Genomic DNA, 18,955 nt, shown 5'->3' on the forward strand with positions numbered 1-18,955 from the left:
TAAAGGGTCTCTTGTAATTAAGTACTTAATCTATCAACCAATCACCACTATAAACTTATCAAACTTAAAATACTTATCACCTTAAAACAAAAATTAAGGAGATGGTCGAAATGCAAGTAAAAGTGTCATTAGACAAAATAAAGTTGGAATACTCGGATATACCAGTATCCTTCTTGAAATTATTAGAGGACGAGGGAAAGATTGCAGATATAAAAAGTGTAGAAGGTTTTCGTTATCACCAATGCCTAAAGGTTCAAAAAACAAATGGGGCATATATTAAGCTTTATTATCAACCAAAGAATGAAACATGGAAACCAGTTGGTAAGCTTCATATAGAAACCCATCCCAAAAATATAGAAGCATTCTCTACTTTTTTAACTACATTAAAAGAAATTAGTAAGGGTGTTTATTTTATTGCTACAGATGTGGCATTTGATATTCCCGTTCCACTTAACAATATATTCGTTACTTCTAATACAGGAAGGAAGATGAACTTATTTAATGGTACAAGATATTTTGGTGGAAAGGGTCAACGGGGAAAAAATGGTTTCTGCCGAATATATGACAAAAAACAAGAATTGCTAAACAGAGGTTTAATTAATGATGAATTAACTAGAGTGGAAATAGTTTATAAATCTAGCGGGAAAATTGAGTTGAAGGAGCTTGTTCAACATCCTCCATCTTTTAATAAGTTTTACTCTGGGTGGATAATTAATACAAATATTAGAATACCACCGATTTATAAAGCTATGATTATTTGCTTGCAAAACGGTGACATGACGATAAATGAGTTTTCTAGGCATTATAGAAGGGTTTTGAAAAGACAGTTGAATGGTCAGGCAGGTATAAACTTTGACGAACTATTAAGAAATGTTTGGATCGAACAGGTATCGAATATTAGTAGGTTCGTGTTGTAATAGCTAGTTTTAAGGTCGTATACTAATCGCTATTCACTAACTTAAAAGATTTTACAAACTATAGAGGTGAATGAAATGAATGAAAATTATAGCTCAAGTTTAATAAAACAGAACGAATCGGAACTTAAAAAAGTAGAAGCAATTAAGACTCTTGCAGAGTTAATAAAAAAATATGCGGGCGCTGACGCATTATCAAAGGGTAGTAATAATAGTAAATCGTCTTGCTAGGGGGTTTTATCAATGGGAGAAAGAGAAAGGGCAGCAATTTATATAAGAGTTTCAACAGAGGAGCAAAAGCAAGGACACTCACTTGAAGCACAAGAGAGTATTCTTAAAGAGTTTGCTGAAAGAAAGGGGTACGAAATATACGATGTATATAGCGATGGAGGATACTCGGGCAAAAACTTTGATAGACCTGAAATACAAAGGCTATTTAATGATTTAACTAACAATAGAATAGATGTAATTTTAGTTTGGAAAGTTGACCGTCTCTCACGCAACAATACGGATGTAGTATCACTTATAGATAATGAATTAACTCCAAGAAATAAAAAATTGATAATTACATCTATTGACATGGACTCATCCTCACCAACAGGGCATATGTTTATTTCCTTACTTAGTACATTTGCTCGGTATGAAAGAGCAACGATTATAGACCGTGTAAATGCAGGAATGCAAAAAAGAGCAGAAAAGGGTTACTGGAATGGTGGTTCAATCCTAGGTTATGATTCCGTCGATAAGCGGTTAATTATTAACGAGCAAGAGAGTGCAATTGTAAGGGAAATATTTAAACTTAGGGCTGACGGAAAAGGATATAAATTTATAGCAAATACATTAAATAATAGGGGAATAAAAACTAAGAAAGGTAAAAGTTTCAGTATCCCAGCAATTAAGCTTATTGTTAATAATCATATATATATTGGTAAGATGGTATGGAAGAAACATCAAGAATGGAGTACAAAGAGAAGAGCGGGGAAAGCAGAGCCTATAATTGTTGACGGTGTTCACGAAGCTATCATTGAACAAGAATTATGGACAAAGGTTCAAGAGATAAACGAGTTCCAAAAGAAATCATTTACTTCTAATAGAAACTTTAAAGGTAACTTCTTTCTAACAGGTTTATTAAAATGTCCTAAATGTGGTGCTGGAACGGTAATGAGTAAATCTAAAAAGAAAAATAGTGATGAGTACCATCTTTATTATATGTGCCAAGCATATCATAATAAGGGGAAATCCGTATGCGGTACGAATTTAATAAAGAAAGAAGAAGTTGAACAAAAAGTATTAAACGAAATATCATTTTTAGTGAATAACGATGAAATTTTTAATGAATTGATAAACGAGCTTAATAGTGATAATGATAAAGCGAATGAAATATTTTTATCTGATTTAAAGGCTTTGAATAGACAACTTAAAAAGGCTTATGATAAACGGTCAAAGCTAGATAATGACTATTTTGAAGGCAATCTAGAAATTGGAACTTACAATCGCTTAATGAGTGATTTACAACAAGAGATTGAGATGTTAGAAAGAAATATCAGAAAAGCAGAAAGCGAAAAAAATAGAAATGAATCAGCGATAGATAAGGAAGAAATAATTTATACTCTAAAAAATTTCAATAGATTTTTTGAGATAGTAAACGATGAGGAAAAAAAGTTACTTGTTAGGTCATTAATTAAAGAAATACACATGGAAGAGAACCGGAAGGACATTAAAAAGATAACCTTCTGGTTTTCTTCTGCTCAAAGTTTACCATCTAATAAAGTGAGCAGAACCGTACCATAAGTAAATGAGGTTTTACTAAAAAAACAACCTTTTTAGTTACAATTGCTGTATTAAATGTGTAGGCAAGTTATTATAAACACAATTATTAAGCCTGATTCCCAAATTTACAGGGGATCAGGCTTTTTGATTTTTGAGAAAATGTATTTGGTTGTCCAGACGAATAAATTTATTTGCAACATACAGTACTAAAATAAAATAAGATTTCCGTTATTTATATTCTTTATCATATAAATAAACTCCTTATTATATTCATTCACTTTTTCCCTGTCTACTATTAGGAAGGTAAGGATTATACTTAGGCGCTATTTAAAATTTATAATACCTTTAATCACCATTATTCATTTAGCGAAATTTTATTGTCACACCATCCGTTAGCATACTGGCCATATGTTTAGCTAATAACTTCGGTTCAATTTCTAATCCAGTATTAACCCAATCAATGATAACTGATAAGTGTGCCCCTGCAATGAAGTTTACCAAGTATGATTTATCATTTATGATTTCAATATTTTTCTTTTGAAATGGCTCAAAACTCTCCCTTACTGATGTTTTTATGGTTTCTAACATTTTCCAACGAAAATTTGAAATCCCATTATTACTTAATAATATTTTATAAACCTCTTCGAAATTTTTTACATGTTCAAGTGATGCAAGGATAGGAGGATAAACAATATCTGCAAATGAATGGAATGGCACATTTTTTATATGGATATTTTGTATTAACCCTTCAAGTGTTTCGCTTTCAATCCTTTCTACTAAATCTTTTTTATCCTTATAGTGATAATAGAATGTTGCTCTATTAATATCTGCACGATCAACAATATCTTGTACGGTTACATGTTCGATTCCTTTAATAGTGGAAGCTTCCAATAATGCACGTTTTATTTCATTTCTTGTTTTTTTTATACGACGATCCATAATATCTACCTCGATAATTTATCTTTTAATTGTATGATTAAAATTATATAAAGGTTTTATACTATTTTCAGTTTAAATTAAGCAATTATCAGCAAAAGTTTTAAACAAATATTTGTTTTTTGTTTAAAACTATACAAATAGAAAGAATCTATTGGTTGTTGTGCAATATTAACTGAATTAAAATTATAAACGCTTACACAATAATGAAGGTGAAATTTTTACTTCTCGATAAAATGAAAAATCCTATATAGGAGGTATATAGTGTGATGAAAGCTGCAAAATTTTATAAAGCTAAAGACTTTAGAATGGAAGAGGTGTCTGCCCCTGCAGTTAAACCAGGACATGCTGTTGTGAATGTAGAATGGATCGGTATTTGTGGTAGTGATATTCATGAGTATGTGGCAGGACCACTAAACGCTGTACCTGGAACAATTATGGGACACGAATTCTCAGGTGTTGTAGCAGAAGTAGGAGAAGGCGTTACAAATGTTAAAGTAGGTGACCGTGTAGCTTGTATTAACTTAGATGTTTGTGGAGAGTGCAAATATTGTCAAGCTGGGCAACGTAATTTATGTGCAAAAATGGGGATAGATGGCTATGGTTTACTAGGATTTACAGCTGACGGTGCATTCGCTGAACAAGTATTGCTTGAATCGAAAAACTGTATAAAAATCCCTGATACCTTATCTCTAGAGCATGCAGCGATGGTAGAACCAGGAGCCGTAACATTACATGCAGTTAATAAATCAAGATTAACAGAAGGAAAAACTGCGGCAGTATTTGGTGCAGGTCCTATTGGACTTTTACTGGTTATTATGGCAAAGGCGAAAAGTGCTAGCCAAATTATCGTAATAGATGTGGCAGAAGACCGTTTGGAAATGGCAAAAAAATTAGGGGCAACAACGGTCATTAACCCAATGAAGGAAAACGCGGTTGAAAGAATTAAAGAATTAACAGACGGAGGAGTAGACGTTGCATATGAAGCAGCTGGTGTACAGCCGACATTCTCTGCTGCAACGAAATGTTTAGCTAAAAATGGAGAACTGATGATTGTCGCGTTATATGAGAAAGAAGTCAGCTTATTCCCATTAGACTTAACAATGGGCGAAGCAATCATTTCTAACTCATTTTGCTATTCAGAGGAATTTCCGGAAGTAATTGATATTTATGCAAGTAAAATTGTTGATTTAGACTTATTAATCACGAAAAAAATTCACTTAGATGATTTAGTAGAGGAAGGTTTTGAAACCAACCTTAATGATAAAACACACATTAAAATATTGGTTACACCAAAACAAAGCAATCTATAAAAACGAAGGGCATATGCTCTTCGTTTTTTTGTGTGTCCTGTCACATCACAGGAACAGTACCATTAATAGAGGTTGATTATTAGAGAGGTATATAACAAGATTAGAGATTCAATTTGTAATTAAGTCCCTTGCTACCCCCATATTATATTTTTGCTTATTCGTACTCTATTAGTATGAATCCAAAGAATATGAGGGGATCAATATGAAAAAACTATCTAGAGGAGCATTATCCATGGTGCTAGCGGGTGCTGTTACGTTTTCTGTCACTAATGCCCTATTAGCTGAATACATAGCAGGAGACCATGCTTTAAACATATTAGGGAACCAAGTAAAAGCGGATGTAACTAGTGAAAAAACAGAGAAAAATCAACCTCCAACAACGAAAGGAAAAGAAGAGCAAAACAAGGAAAAGCCTGCGGATACTGCTGCTGTTCCTAAAAATCCACATGTGGCCGAAGCAGCCACTCAAAAAGAAACAAAAAAAACCACGGTGGAAGTTGCGAAAAAACCCGCTAAAAAGGATGCAACTACAAGCACTTCCGATTCAGCTGGGACAAGTACGAAAGCTCCAACGCCGCCTCCTCCTGTAACAGCTAAGCCCCCAGTACCGGCTAAACCACCTGAAATAGCTAAACCAGCCGAACCAGCTAAACCGGTTCAAACGACTAAACCCAAGACAACGGGCAATAGTCAAAACAGTGCAGCTACAAGGATAACCAACAATGGGCAGGACGTTTCACAAGCTGCAAAAGAAAAGGCTGAGAGACGTCAGGAGGATAAAGAAAATAAAGGAAAGGGACAATAGTGCTTTCCACGAGGGTCACCATAAAAGGTGATCTTTTTTTAATTGACAATAAAAACAGGTCTTCCCAAAAAGAGAAAGACCTGTTCGAAGGTGCCACTATTTAATTTCCTCTATTTTTACAATAGAGGTTTCTTTCGTTACATTTCCTTTTCGTTTTAATTTATTCCAACCAACTGTTCCGCCCTTTATTGCGGAGAGAATAGATTTTATGACCACATATGCCATAAGTTGTTTATATAAGATACGTTGTATAAACAAAGATGTAAGTGGTTTAGGACTTTCCTTTTCCAATCGGAACGCATATAGAGCAGTAAAGAAATCCATCAAGTAGAAAAGAATAAACCCGATGGCTGCTTTTTCAGCGTGGGGAGTGAAAAGTGCCATGATAAATAATATATCTGCAATAGGTGATATGGTTTGATAAAAATATTGAAATAGCCACATGTTAGGGAGGGCGACATATCCCAATGAGTTATGTTTTTTATCAAACAAAGCACTACGGTGTTTCCATAAACATTGTAGAGTACCATAAACCCATCGGTATCGTTGTTTTGCCAAACTTCTAACATCCTCTGGCACTTCTGTAAAGGCATAAGCCTTTTCTTCAAATTCAATCTTCTTCCCATTGCGTAGAAGAGACAGCGTGATATCGGTATCTTCTGCCAGGGTATCTTCTTTAAAATATCCTGCTTCTTCGACTGCTTTCTTTCTCCATGCACCAATCGCACCTGGTACAACTGTAATGCAATTGAGAGTTGCAAAAGCTCTTCTCTCTAGGTTGAAGCCTGTAACATATTCAATATGCTGCCAGTTTGTCAGGAGGTTCCCCTTATTGCCGACTTTGACATTTCCTGAAACAGCGGCAACATTTTCATTTTTAAAATGGTTTACCAGCAAGGAGATGGCATTTTCAGCTATCAGTGTATCAGCATCAAGAGAAACGATGATTTCCCCTTTGGCTTCTTTAATTCCTAGATTAACAGCCGAAGATTTTCCCCCATTCCTTTTCGTGATTAGCCGAACGAGTGGATGATTTGAAAATGATTCTTGGACTGCTACCGCAGTATCATCCTTTGATCCATCGTCGATAATGAGTATTTCAAAGGCAGGGTAATCACTGGATAGAATAGAATTCACTGTTTTGCATATCACTTTTTCCTCGTTATAGGCAGCAATAACAACACTCACAAAAGGTGTAAATTCAGGGTCTACCTCGGTCTCTTTAGCCTTTTTTACCTGTTTGCTGGAAAGGAAAACTAATACGACTAACCGCAAGATTCCTAAAAGGATAGCGGAGTAAAAAAGGAAGGTTAATCCAAAGTTCCAGCCTTGAATAACCTTAAATACAGCTTGGACATAGACCAGATAAGGGCTGTCAGGGTTAGCAGGGGGCATAATTTCGCTATCACTTTTTCCAATTAGACCACCTATGGTTGTAAAGGTGTATCCTCTATTTTTTAGTTCTTCAATGAGAGTCGGTAGGGCTTCCACTGTGATGGCTCGATCACCACCTGCATCGTGAAGCAGAATGACATTTCCTTCTTTCAGCTGTTTCAATGTTTGATTTACTAAATCCATTTTGGATGTTTTATTCCAATCGCCAGAGTCAAGCGATTCACCGACCATGGTATAGCCCATATCCTGTGCCATCATTATTGGCAACTGCTCGTTTCTAGAACCTAGTACCGTGTCCGCTATATAGGGAGGTCGGAAGAGGGTCATTGAATGACCTGTTATTCCTTGAAATAAACGCTGAGTTGCATTTAATTCCATTCTTAAGCGAGATGGTGTGATGGACGTAACATCAGGATGAGTAAACGTATGATTACCGATTTCATGGCCCTCATCAAACATTCTTTTTACTAGCTGAGGATGCATCATGGCATTCTCTCCTACAATAAAGAAGGTACCTTTAACGTCATACTTGTCCAAAATGTCTAATATATCTGCTGTATATGCTGGATCTGGGCCGTCATCAAAGGAAAGAACCACTTCTTTTTTATCAGATTTTCCGTAACGGGTCACCTCAATGGACTGTGGAAATTGGCCATAGGTTTCAGCCTGTATCATTCCGTTTGAATCCAATTGAATCGTTCTTTTGCCTTCTTCAGGTTTAGAAGTAACCTTTAGAACATCGCCTTCTCCTGTATGGAGATCTGGGGTGGGAATATTAAAAGTGCTTAGGGCCTTTTGTGGATTAAGGATTTCCTTAGGTTTGTTTAAATAATTCCAGATAGAGGGATCTTCTGAACCGAGGCGCCAAAGCGCTATTCCCCTTGCCCCGCTACCGCTCGCGAGATTCATTTGATTATATAATGTAGCAGCATCCAAAAACCAAACTGTATGTTCTTCCCCATTTCGTTTGTATCGTAAGTAAGGATTTCCAGCTTCCTTACTCCAATTGATTTTAAGGCCTGTATCTCTGCCTAATTTCATGATATCCCCGAATGTCATCTCTGTTGCTGGCTTACTCGAGTTCTCTTCCCAGTCATAGCCGTAAGTCCCTAAGCCGGCAATCATTTTTTCAGAAGGAATATCCGGTTGATTCAAGCTTTCCTTGACCCAATCTGTTTGGGCTACAGGGCCGGATTGGCTCATCGAGTAATGCTGGTCATAGAGCATGACGATCACACGGTCAGCGCTTTTTGATAAGGAAGCATAATCATAGCTAACGTCATTCGGCGGTACGTCCAATGTGACCATAAGACCATGCTGGTGGAATTCTTCATAGACCTTATCCATGAATTTAGTAAAACGGTCTTTATCTTTTGGATTGATATTTTCAAAGTCAATATTAATTCCGTCGAAGCCGTTTTTTTGGACATATTCTAGCATGTCTTTAATGAAGCGTTCTTCAGCACCGGGAGTAGTGAATAATCGATGCAGCACGTTGCCATCCCATTTATTGTTTATAAAATTATTCACTAAAGGAAGGATCTTAATATTATGTTTTTTTGCCTCTCGAGTAATTAAGTGGTCAGTGTCAGATTTCAGGGTAAGGTCAGCCGTAATTTGCAGCCACTCAGGGACCAATGTGGTAATGGAATCTTTATTCTTTCTGAAAGAAGCTTCGCTGTTTTCGTCCCAATTGACGTAAAACCCATACACTTCTTGTTCTTTCGTAATTTGTGCATTGTTTAAATCTATGTTTTTCGTAGAAAGATTTGTGTTTTGCATCAGTGAAGCAAGCTCTTCTTCACTGAAGGGATTATTAATCGGCTCGATGTCGCTACTTGCCTTGCTTTTATTCAATTGTAGCTCAGGAAATGTTGGATTCGTATGTAGGCTTTTTATAAAAAAGGTGGATACTACAACAACTAATATAGTGAAACCAACGCTCATTCTTATAATTATTGTCCATCGTCTTTTAGCAGGATCAAGAAATACAGAATCCTGGTCTAGCTCCTTTTTTTTCAATCCCAAGTTGTAAAACCAGTGGAAGAAGAAATAACAGACAAGCCCAACAAAGCCTCCGAAGGCTCCTGCTACAAGGGATTGGGAAGTCAATATTTTATTTTTCAGCATGGAAATGAACCAGTAATCTTCCAAGGAACCAAAATCGGTGAAAGGTAGCTCAGATATATTAGGAATAAAAACCGTAATCAACGTCCCAAGGAATAGGGCGATGATATTCAGACGGAACAAGAGTGAAAAAACAAACAATAATGGTATTCTTATACTATCTAAAGGTAGAAATGCCAGAAAAAAACCAAGTGTACTCGCTACTGCCCCGGCATTCCCGCTGACAGGTGCAAATAATGACCTGACAATCCACCTAAAAACACGATTCACTTAGACTCCTCCTCATAGATGTAGTATCAAAATATATAATTTTAATAGGGTTAATAAAAATTGACGGTTATTTCTTTAAAAAATATGACTAACAAAATAAATTTAGGTACGCATAGCAAGATTATGGGGGTAGGTTGAGAAAGTTCTGTGACTACATACTAGTAGTGCCGGACCTTAGCTACGCAATTCGACATGAACAGCTGTACTTTTGTCAGAATATAGTACACGAAAAAGAATAAAGGAAATTGGGACTGGGATGTGGAAGTGAAAGAATAGCAAAAAAACAGGAATAGGCGGGAATAAGATGAATGTACTAAGAAAGATAGAAGAATTAAATTATGCTCTTTTACAATCTTTTTCTAATAGACTCGATCAACCGTGGGGTGTCATGTTTTGGAATGAAGACCAACCAGATTATTATGATGCTAATCATGCCCGTGTAAGTGAATTACCAGAGCAGCCGGAAATGGTTATTGAAGAAGTGATCTCTTTTTATGAACAAATACAAGTTATTCCTAGGTTTTATTTATATAACATAGAGTCTTTGACTTCTTTTATACATCTATTAAAAGAGAAGGGCTTTCAGTTCGAAGATTTTCCGGAGCGCATTCAGCAATGGGATGGAGAGGTAACATCATTAACAGTAAATAAAAATATCACGATCGAGAAGGTAACAGCTACGAATTATGCTGAAGCGGTAGAGGTGGAATGTCAGATAGAGGAATTTGGAGGGAGAACAGTTCGCGAAAAGGCGTTTGAAACGGAATTTAACGATAGTCGTTATACGCATTTCCTATTAAGGTATGACGGAATGCCTTGTTCTACGGCATGTTTATTTGTTCACGGGGATCAAGGGCGCATAGAAAGTGTTGCGACAATTGAAGCCTATAGAGGAAAAGGGCTAATTGGCTTATTGCTACAACGTATTCAACAAGAAGCCCAAATCCTACAGCTAGAAAAACTATGGATTTACCCCATTACTGAACGAGTAGAAAAGGTGTATAGTCGATACGGTTTTTCTAAAGCCTTAATCTTACAGACAGGTCATGCCTTTCTAGGTGGGAAAGGGATTAAGGAAATACAGGGACGATAGAAGGTGTATGGAGATTTTGTGGATATGGCAAGAGTATTTCTGCAATGTATTACAACATAGATGGTTTTAGCGCAAATACTAAAGGAGACCCGCCATATTGGTTAAACGGTCTCCTTTATATTATTATTTTTTTATATCTTTTTTTCTGTAATATTGGTTTACTGTTACAACGAAATTGGCTTTGAAAATAGTTGCTTTGTACGAACTTAGAAAGGAAGTACTTAAATTGAATATTACTAAATTTATACTATATTTATTGGTTATAACAAACATTATTGGATTATTGTATTGGGTTATTGCAATGGTGATAGACATAGTTAATTAAAGAATATTGTGTTCCAAATCTATTTTTTTTGTCAGGATTTATGAATTGGTAGTTTTCTAATGTTATTTTTTTTTATTGAAAACAGGGTAGTTAAAGTAGTTCGCTTATCTATGCTTAGATGATAAGCTTCTTTGCGATAAATAATGAGCAAGAAAGCACTGGTATACAGAACAAGACTCATAACGTTCATATTTCCTGAAAGGATGAAGTTAACATGCATGAAAAGACAAATAAAAATAGATGGTATCGTAATGAATCCTATAATAATAAATGCTCCAATAATAATTTGAAGAATAGGTAGAACATAGTTCAGCGTCATTACAAAATCCAAAGCTATGTTTTCAATAAATTCCTTATAGAAAAGCGGGACATTAGGATTGTCTAATGCACTATTTAAATAGGTAGATAGGAATACCCCAGGTTCTTGAAACCACAATTTCTCAGTAATTTTTGTTATACCGGCTAATAACCAGCCAACCCCAAATAACACACGCATACTCACCACTAAAGATGGAAATAACCAACCTTTTTTGTTCACCATTAAATTAATTCCCATCTTACTTTTCCTCCTCATTATGTTGCCCTTTCCTACTAAAAAGTGTGCAATACACTAAAAAAGTTTACCTCATGCAAAATATTTTACCAAAAGAAAATAAATTAGTAAATTTATTTCTTCTCCTTAAGAATTGAGTTTAACAGGGCTGATGTATTTTATATTTTTCCTTTAACCATTCGCACAACCGACATCAAAAATATAAATGTCCCAGCCTCCTTTCTCATAGACTTAGAGTAAAAGGGAGAGGTCTAAATGCTTGAATGGAGTGCTGTTATTGCAGCTGTCGCGTTTACCGTTCTTGTTATCTATTTGGTTATGACACTAAGAAAAGTAATGACAACACTTGCTGAAACAATACAGACGCTGTCTGACGCCCGTACAGCTGTGAACGGGATAACAGAGGAAGCAGAGGATCTGATTCATAGAGCCAACCAAATCTCGGATGACGTAAAAGGAAAGATGGAAGCAGTCGAACCTTTAATTGAGTCCGCTCATGATGTAGGAGATATGATTCACAATATTACAAGTGAGGTAAAGAGAACGGCTATGCAAAAAAGTAAAGCGGGAGCATGAGGCTGTTAAGTAACGGTGGAAAAGTAAATAACCAATTGAAAAGCCCCTTGAACCATTTCTAGATGCTTATTTTTTTCTTATGCATGCAAACAAGCTCCAGAGGGTATTCCTCCAATTAAAAGGGAGTGACAGCCATGGCTTTCAACTATGATTTGGACTTTGAGACGATAGATTTTCGTAAAAATTCTGAACTGTATAGGGTTGGCAGGGGAGAACAAGGAGTCTTGCTGGTAGAGCCTTATAAAAATGAAATCTTGGAGCATTGGCGATTTAAGAATCCGGAAATTGCAAAGGAGTCATCTGATAAAATCTATCAGATGTTCCTTGATTATAAGGAAAAAGAAGATTTTGTCGGTATGGACATGGCAAGGAAATTCCTGCAGATGGGTTAGGTTATACACGAGCCCGCCGCTACACCAATTATAAAGGCGGAAAGAAATATGACGAGAATGGCAAGGTAAACGAAAGGCAGATTGACCCCGTTAAAGCTGAATCAGCGGCCATTTTCAAGGAAAAATGGAAGCTTGCGAGAGAGGATAAGGATTATCTTAAAAGAAAAAAAGATCACCAGAAGAAATATGGGTAAAGGAGAGCAGCATCCGGGCAGGGAATAGGCTTTGCTCCTATGCTTTGTTTTTAAAATAAATAGTAGAAAAGCGAGTAAACTAGATAATTAAGTTTACTCGCTTTCTATATGCTTTTACTATTTATTTTGGTTGTAAAACTAGCATCTTAGCTTCCTCGCGATACTCTTCGCTCATCAATGTCTGATGATATCTTCCTTCCGTCCATTCATCCATCTGATCATGGTACCAAGGGCTCATCACATGTCCAGACTGACCTGGCCCGACGACATTATAGCTTTCTAATGGGTTTTTCATGTCCACAATTGTTCGCCAGGAGGCACCGTGATTTACTTTTCCTGTTTCACTATTCCAGCCTGCAGCTCCAACGGTCACCCTACTTCCTCTCATTGGAATAGCCCCTTTTCTATTAAAAAGAAGATGTAAAGGATTAACGGCGGACAATGGGTGAGAGAACTCGACTGCATGTACCTCTCCCCATTTCCAATCAGCTGGCTTATCTCCTTGGAACTTACTCGCTCGGTTAACAGCATTTGTGAGAGATTCCTGTAAAACATTCTGTAAACCGCCTTTTTCAGAAATCCAGATTCCTTCCTCTCCTTGATGTGCTTTCCGTATCAGTTGGTCTACCACATTGCCTTTTCCTGCAAAGAGTTTTAGAACGTCTTCACTAATCTCATCATGAAATAACAAGTTAGCAATCTCTTCCATCCAAAAGTGGAAGAGTAGGGGAGCAGCTAAATCAGTGCTGTCTGTAAAATCCCAGTTTTCAAATGTTTCTAAGGCTTCTCTATCCATCTCTCGAAGATTAGAATCATCTGTATTTTTTAATAATATAGGGACAAATTCTTCTGCTTGAAGATTGTAATGGTCGAATTGAAGTTGCATCATATCCTCTACATTTAATTTCTCTTTAGATTCTAAGGCGTCTTGAATTCTTTGCTGACGATAGGGTTGAGCCCAAATATTCGAGATATGGTATGGATACTCCTCTCCCGCTATTTTGTAGTTTGCTGTTGCGATGTAGCCTTCCTTTGGATTGACAACGGTTGGAAGTTCCTCCCACGGAATATATCCTTCCCATTCGTATTCATCTGTCCAACCTGGTACCGGAAGTAAACTATCTCCTTTCTTTCGAATAGGGATAAGTCCATTAGCCCGGTACGCAATCGTTCCATCTGTAGAAGCAAAGACGAAATTCTGCGCTGGTGTATGAAAGTATGTTAAGGCTTCTTTAAACTCCTCCCAGTTTGTTGCTTTGCTAAATTTCAGCACAGCTTCGAGCTCTGTGGAAGGTTCTAGAGCCGTCCATTTCATGGCAAGTGCGGTATCCGCTTCTTCGTAGTGTGCGAACTCAGACATGATTGGGCCGTGTCTTGTCACTACCACCTCATAATCTACTGGTTTCTCGTCTTTAATAAAAATCTTTTCCTCTATTATTTCAGCGGGCTCCCATTTGTCGTTATACAGGAACTCATGCTTGTTATCTGGGTTGCGCTTTTCTATGTACAGATCCTGTACGTCAGGACCAACGTTTGTTACACCCCAAGAAATTTTTTCATTTCGACCAAGTATAATACCAGGAATTCCTGCAAAAATAACACCACTAACGTTAATTTCTGGGGACTTCAGATGTGTTTCATACCATATTGCTGGTGTTGCTAACCCTAAATGAGGGTCATCCGCAAGTAACGGAAAGCCCGATTCAGATCTTTCGCCGCTTACTACCCAATTATTACTTCCGTTAAATTCGTGGGGGATAACGGCTCCTGTAAAGCTTTTTCCGATATCAATGGTAGAGTCTTTTACAGCTTGGATAATGGAAAGGCCATCTTCCGGATAGCTTGGAAAAAGTTCTAGCGCCTTTTCCTCTGGGAAGTTTTGTATTAGATGATGACGAAACGCTTGTCCTTCCCAATGCCCTCCAAGGTCAAAGGCCATGTATTTTCCAATCGTAATGGAATCCAAGTCAGACCATTCTTCCGGTTCATACCCCATGATGGTAAATTCAATAGGTAGGGTATTGGCTGCTTTTGCCTGTTTAATATACTGATTTACGCCTTCAGCATATGAAGTTAATGCGTTCCTTGCTTCTTCAGAATAAAGATCCAGCGATTTTTCTGCAGCTCTTCTTAATCCTAACGTTCTAAAAAATTTATCCCGGTCAAGCGCTTGTTTTCCTACAACCTCACTTAGCATACCGGAAGCTTGCCTTCTACTTAAATCCATCTGGAAGATACGATCTTGTGCTGTTACATAGCCTTGTGTAAAGAAAAGATCATGTTGATTTTTTGCCTCGATATGAGGGGTACCTGACTCATCACGGTAGACGTTTACTTCTTCTATGAGTCCACTTACTTCTATTGTGCCTTCTGTTTGCGGTACGCTCTTATTTAGAAGCCACGACAAGTATCCAACTGTGACAATAGCAACAAATAGAATGGCCAGTGCTATCGAAACGGTGACTTGCCATCGTCTTTTTCTAGGCCATATCCGAAACCTTTTCTTAATAACAACCTCCACACCATAACCCCCCTTGTTGTAAGAACGCTTACAACTACCCAAAAAAGTATTTTTATATTTATGAATAGTTAGAATTATTATATCACGGTATACAGGGTGCTAGGTACATTTGAATCATAAGTTAAGTACCATATAGTAGAATGATTCTAATAACGTTTATTATTATAGATTTGTTATTTTAAACGGGCTTCGCTTTATACCAATTAACAACACATGGAGATATATGATGAGAATGGCAAGATAAAAAAAGGTAGATTGACTTAATACAAACGATTAATTTAAGTTCGGGTGCTGACCCATTTAACAAAAAAACTTCATGTTCGACACTCTGATACATAATGTGACAAAAAAAACAATAGATTTTAAGACTTATTTACTAGTATAATATACCTATATTAATTACGTTGTTCGGAATAACACAACTTGAACCGGCTCCGTTGCATACATTCCGTTCTCAAGGTTTAACTAATAATGCTTTGAAGGAGGAAAAAATGAAAAAGATAATTGTATCTCTAGTCATTATGGGATTTCTTTTTAGTGTGGCAGGACCTCCTGCTTTTGCAGCGCAATCGGATACTGAAAAGGCTTTAGAAATAATAGAAAAAACGAATCAGGAAATTGATGAAAAGATTGAAAAAGCTGTAGAGAAAGCGGACGAGACTCAAGCTGATTTTCTCCAAGAATTGAGGATCCTTGAAGAAGGAAAAGAATTGGTTAAGCTAAATGAGGAAAAAAATGAAGTGTTTTGGGAATTACAAGAAGCCTCACAAGTTGAAAAGATAGATAACAAAAAAATAGAAAAGCTTATAGAAAAAAGTGTAAAGCTAGACAAAAAAATAAAAGAAGAACGTGATAAGGTAGAAGGAAAGTTACTAGAAATTCAAGCGGAGACAGCGGACCTAACTGCAGCACTCTTAACTGCTGAGGGTACAGATAAAGAAAAAATAGCCAAAAAGATTCGCAAACTAGAGGAAAAACTTTCAAAAAAAGGCCTGAAGTATCAAGAAAGAATGGAAAAGTACACAAATGATTTAGAAAAGATTATTAATGATGTTTACGATGAAACATTGGAAATGTCTGCAAAAACGATTAAAAAAGCAGCTGATTTGGGTGTCGAAGCAGAATGCAGCTGGAAGCTAGTCAGATTTGCCGATCGTTGGGTATGGATCGATCCAATAAAAGTAGTAGGATGGTAGGATATATTTACAAGATTTAATAAAATATAGTAATATTGTAAAGAACGAGTCCTAATGTAGGGCTCGTTCTTATTAGTATAAAGGTGGGATAAAATGGAGGGCTTTAAGGTTGGCGTGAAAGGTTCTGTTATTGAAAAAGCTATACTTAATAATACCGAATTTAGCCTGTTATCTAGAGGAGACGGAGTAGAAATATTTCTTCAAACCATTGAAGAAGGTAAATTATTCTACTTATATCCGAGTGATAACCCAAAAGCTCTAGAATTCTACTTCTTAGTGTCTGGGAACGTGTTGTGCGAGCAAGGTGATAAAAAACAAACACTAGGACCAGAAGAATATTTTTCTGCAAGTGGATTAAAAGAGCCTATCCATTTTACAACATTGTCTAAAGTCACTTTACTATGTGTAGTTACAGAACAAACATTTTTCCAAATAAGTGAAGAAGTTGCATCACTATTTAAAATAGCTAAGCAAGTGGAAGAGAAGGATAAATATACATATAAACATAGTGACCGAGTAGCTAATTATTCTATAAGAATAGCCAAAAAATTAAATTTAAGTAAAGAGAGGCTAGAGAATTTAAGGATTGCATCCAGCCTTCATGATATTGGAAAAATTCATGTCCCAATAGAAGTATTAAATAAACCAGGTCGTTTAACAGATGATGAATTTGCGATAATTAAGAAGCATCCTGTTGATGGAGCGACAATGATAAAAGATACTTATTATTCCGAACTTGCCCCCATTATAGAACAACACCATGAAAGGTTAAATGGAACAGGTTATCCTTATGGTTTAAAAGGGGAAGAAATTTTGATAGAAGCACGTATCATTGCGGTTAGTGATACATTCGATGCGATTACAGAAGATAGGGCTTATAGAAAAGCACTAGATGCCTCGTTTGCTTTAAATGAATTAAAAAGACTAAGTGAGAGCCATTATGATAAGGATGTAGTTAATTGTTTTGAAGAGGTATTAAAAGAAGAAGGACTAATATAACTTTTGAATATTTCGTTTCTCTACATAATAGTCCATTAGGATGTACACTTTTAATTAGTCAGAAAAATATGAATAATTTCTCCTATCTCCTCAATTCCCTGTCTAGTCTTATCTATCTATCTTTCGAAACCCGAAAGGAATTTAGCGAAGAATATAGAAATCCTTCATTGCAACTACATAAAAGCATGGAGGGATGTAGAATGAAAAAAGTTTGGAAAATTTTAAGTTCAACCGCTTTGGCAGCTTCTTTACTGGCTGTACCGACTATGGGTTCAGCTGATCCAGGGCCGAGTCCGCAACAGGGAGAAAATCTGCCTATTAACGGCTATATCAATTACGAGGAGCTCGGACGTAAATTAGAGCAGATTCAACAAACAAGCCAGGGAAGAGTAACGGTGGAAACTGCCGGCTATACAAATCAAGGCCGTGGCATTTATAAGGCTTCTGTGGGGCATGGCGATAAGGTGGTACTTATTCAAAGTGAAATCCACGGTAATGAAAAAACAGGTACAGTTGCACTTCTGAACATTTTGCAAAACCTTGGATCCAGCAACTCTCCTGAAGTAAATAGAATTTTGGAGGAGCTTACGATTGTGGCAATCCCAATGCTGAACGTGGATGGTTCCGAATTGAGCCGCCGTGGAAATGAGATGGAATGGGCAGAGGTCGTGGCAGCATTCCCTCAGCTTGCGGAAGTCTCGCCTGCATGGAATTACTATACGTACTCTGGAGGGGGTTGGAACTACGACCAGAACCCAGGCTTTGATGTGAACCGTGATTTTAACCCTGATCTGGACTATGTTCCACAGCCGGAAGATTTTCCTGGGGCATCCGATGCCTATGGATGGTATATTACGCCTGAAGCGCAAACTGTTAGAGACGTATACAAGGAATTAAAGGCGGAGTTCGGAAATGTGGATGTATTCGTTGATCTTCATCACCAAGGTTTCCCATATATTGAAGGGACAGATGACAGGGTGACCATGTCAATCTCAGGTAAGTTCGTCACCGATCCAAACAGCCCTGGTGGTGAAAAGTATGATGCATATGCAGATAATTATGACTACGACTTCTCTCGACAATTAAACCTAGCACTCTATGATGCTCTGCAGGCAAAAGGGGAATCGGCCTTCACCAATATTTCTTTATACAATCAAAATATTGATCTCCCTGGAACGGCCCTTGGTTCCTTTGCTTTAAATGGTAGCGGAACCGTTCTATTTGAAGTAAGCGGACAAACACAAAATTTCGGGCAAAAGAAAAAAGGTCAGCTGGTAAAAACAGTGGAAACAGGCCTGATGGGTATCATTAATGGCGTAGCCGATGGCTCTGTTAACGAACTAGATCCAGAACGGTATGAGGAGATTCCGTTAAGTTCAAGGACTCCGGGGTTTTAATTATTCGGTAATCAAGGGGCACAGAATTCCAGCCAGCCCCTCAGTGTCTATGAAGAGGCTGGGACAAAAGTGTTTTAGTCTAAATAAAACCCGAACTAATTTAAAATCTTATATTAGTTCGGGTCTTTTTTCGTTTAAAAGATACATTTATTTTTTGGGTTGCACCAGCTGTTGATTGG

The 18,955-nt window shown here is 37.0% G+C and carries 13 protein-coding genes and 1 pseudogene; 10 read left to right on the forward strand and 4 right to left on the reverse strand.

Translation table 11 applies throughout. The annotated features are described in order from the left end of the window. The first annotated feature begins 110 nt into the window (after window positions 1–110). A complete protein-coding gene (locus tag HC179_RS06835) occupies window positions 111–917 on the forward strand; it encodes a hypothetical protein (RefSeq protein ID WP_168863654.1) in 807 nt (268 codons plus the stop codon). A 240-nt stretch (window positions 918–1,157) separates the two neighbouring features. Then, complete coding sequence (locus HC179_RS06840; RefSeq protein WP_168863655.1) at window positions 1,158–2,705, forward strand: recombinase family protein; 1,548 nt, start codon at window positions 1,158–1,160, stop codon at window positions 2,703–2,705. Window positions 2,706–3,047: 342 nt separating this feature from the next. Here the strand turns inward: HC179_RS06840 and HC179_RS06845 are convergent, their stop codons facing one another. Beyond that, complete coding sequence (locus tag HC179_RS06845; RefSeq protein ID WP_168863656.1) at window positions 3,048–3,623, reverse strand: TetR/AcrR family transcriptional regulator; 576 nt, start codon at window positions 3,621–3,623, stop codon at window positions 3,048–3,050. Between the two features lie 266 nt (window positions 3,624–3,889). On the opposite strand from HC179_RS06845, the gene HC179_RS06850 reads away from it, so the two are divergent. Both HC179_RS06850 and HC179_RS06855 read left to right on the forward strand, forming a co-directional pair. After that, window positions 3,890–4,933: a 2,3-butanediol dehydrogenase gene (locus HC179_RS06850; RefSeq protein WP_240948487.1), complete on the forward strand. Its 1,044-nt coding sequence runs from the start codon at window positions 3,890–3,892 to the stop codon at window positions 4,931–4,933. 202 nt (window positions 4,934–5,135) lie between these two features. Further along, window positions 5,136–5,738: a hypothetical protein gene (locus HC179_RS06855; protein WP_168863658.1), complete on the forward strand. Its 603-nt coding sequence runs from the start codon at window positions 5,136–5,138 to the stop codon at window positions 5,736–5,738. Window positions 5,739–5,834: 96 nt separating this feature from the next. On the opposite strand, the gene HC179_RS06860 is transcribed toward HC179_RS06855, so the two are convergent. Continuing rightward, window positions 5,835–9,530 (reverse strand): polysaccharide deacetylase family protein, encoded by a 3,696-nt coding sequence (locus HC179_RS06860; RefSeq protein WP_168863659.1) that lies wholly within the window; start codon window positions 9,528–9,530, stop codon window positions 5,835–5,837. Window positions 9,531–9,834: 304 nt separating this feature from the next. Between HC179_RS06860 and HC179_RS06865 the strand changes: the two genes are divergently transcribed. After that, window positions 9,835–10,623 carry a GNAT family N-acetyltransferase gene (locus tag HC179_RS06865; protein WP_168863660.1) on the forward strand — a complete coding sequence of 263 codons (789 nt, stop codon included), beginning with the start codon at window positions 9,835–9,837 and terminating at the stop codon, window positions 10,621–10,623. A 356-nt stretch (window positions 10,624–10,979) separates the two neighbouring features. On the opposite strand, the gene HC179_RS06870 is transcribed toward HC179_RS06865, so the two are convergent. Then, entirely contained in the window at window positions 10,980–11,504 is a 525-nt protein-coding gene (locus tag HC179_RS06870; protein ID WP_168863661.1) for a hypothetical protein, read from the reverse strand. A gap of 252 nt (window positions 11,505–11,756) precedes the next feature. Here HC179_RS06870 and HC179_RS06875 point away from each other — a divergent pair, with 252 nt between their 5' ends. Both HC179_RS06875 and HC179_RS06880 read left to right on the forward strand, forming a co-directional pair. Next, on the forward strand, window positions 11,757–12,077 hold the full coding sequence (locus tag HC179_RS06875; protein ID WP_168863662.1) for a DUF948 domain-containing protein: 321 nt from the start codon (window positions 11,757–11,759) through the stop codon (window positions 12,075–12,077). A gap of 134 nt (window positions 12,078–12,211) precedes the next feature. After that, window positions 12,212–12,663, forward strand: a pseudogene (locus HC179_RS06880) (DUF4385 domain-containing protein). A gap of 121 nt (window positions 12,664–12,784) precedes the next feature. Here the strand turns inward: HC179_RS06880 and HC179_RS06885 are convergent. Beyond that, window positions 12,785–15,184: a penicillin acylase family protein gene (locus tag HC179_RS06885; protein ID WP_168863663.1), complete on the reverse strand. Its 2,400-nt coding sequence runs from the start codon at window positions 15,182–15,184 to the stop codon at window positions 12,785–12,787. 491 nt (window positions 15,185–15,675) lie between these two features. Here HC179_RS06885 and HC179_RS06890 point away from each other — a divergent pair, with 491 nt between their 5' ends. The 3 genes from HC179_RS06890 to HC179_RS06900 all read left to right on the forward strand — a co-directional run bounded on the left by HC179_RS06890 (window position 15,676) and on the right by HC179_RS06900 (window position 18,776). Next, window positions 15,676–16,380: a hypothetical protein gene (locus HC179_RS06890; RefSeq protein ID WP_168863664.1), complete on the forward strand. Its 705-nt coding sequence runs from the start codon at window positions 15,676–15,678 to the stop codon at window positions 16,378–16,380. A gap of 93 nt (window positions 16,381–16,473) precedes the next feature. Further along, the gene (locus HC179_RS06895; protein ID WP_168863665.1) at window positions 16,474–17,379 is read left to right on the forward strand and encodes an HD-GYP domain-containing protein; all 906 of its coding nucleotides are present in this window, start codon (window positions 16,474–16,476) and stop codon (window positions 17,377–17,379) included. Between the two features lie 200 nt (window positions 17,380–17,579). After that, window positions 17,580–18,776: a M14 family zinc carboxypeptidase gene (locus HC179_RS06900; protein WP_168863666.1), complete on the forward strand. Its 1,197-nt coding sequence runs from the start codon at window positions 17,580–17,582 to the stop codon at window positions 18,774–18,776. The last annotated feature ends 179 nt before the right edge of the window (window positions 18,777–18,955 follow it).

This window comes from Bacillus sp. RO1 (assembly GCF_012524115.1).
Taxonomy (GTDB): Bacteria; Bacillota; Bacilli; order Bacillales; family Bacillaceae_I; genus Sutcliffiella_A.

What these genes read in the sequence shown, in the direction of transcription:
- HC179_RS06835 (WP_168863654.1), top strand. Translation starts at nt 111, where the DNA reads ATGCAAGTAAAAGTGTCATTAGACAAAATAAAGTTGGAATACTCGGAT.
- HC179_RS06840 (WP_168863655.1), top strand. Translation starts at nt 1,158, where the DNA reads ATGGGAGAAAGAGAAAGGGCAGCAATTTATATAAGAGTTTCAACAGAG.
- HC179_RS06845 (WP_168863656.1), bottom strand. Translation starts at nt 3,623, where the DNA reads ATGGATCGTCGTATAAAAAAAACAAGAAATGAAATAAAACGTGCATTA.
- HC179_RS06850 (WP_240948487.1), top strand. Translation starts at nt 3,890, where the DNA reads ATGAAAGCTGCAAAATTTTATAAAGCTAAAGACTTTAGAATGGAAGAG.
- HC179_RS06855 (WP_168863658.1), top strand. Translation starts at nt 5,136, where the DNA reads ATGAAAAAACTATCTAGAGGAGCATTATCCATGGTGCTAGCGGGTGCT.
- HC179_RS06865 (WP_168863660.1), top strand. Translation starts at nt 9,835, where the DNA reads ATGAATGTACTAAGAAAGATAGAAGAATTAAATTATGCTCTTTTACAA.
- HC179_RS06870 (WP_168863661.1), bottom strand. Translation starts at nt 11,504, where the DNA reads ATGGGAATTAATTTAATGGTGAACAAAAAAGGTTGGTTATTTCCATCT.
- HC179_RS06875 (WP_168863662.1), top strand. Translation starts at nt 11,757, where the DNA reads ATGCTTGAATGGAGTGCTGTTATTGCAGCTGTCGCGTTTACCGTTCTT.
- HC179_RS06890 (WP_168863664.1), top strand. Translation starts at nt 15,676, where the DNA reads ATGAAAAAGATAATTGTATCTCTAGTCATTATGGGATTTCTTTTTAGT.
- HC179_RS06895 (WP_168863665.1), top strand. Translation starts at nt 16,474, where the DNA reads ATGGAGGGCTTTAAGGTTGGCGTGAAAGGTTCTGTTATTGAAAAAGCT.
- HC179_RS06900 (WP_168863666.1), top strand. Translation starts at nt 17,580, where the DNA reads ATGAAAAAAGTTTGGAAAATTTTAAGTTCAACCGCTTTGGCAGCTTCT.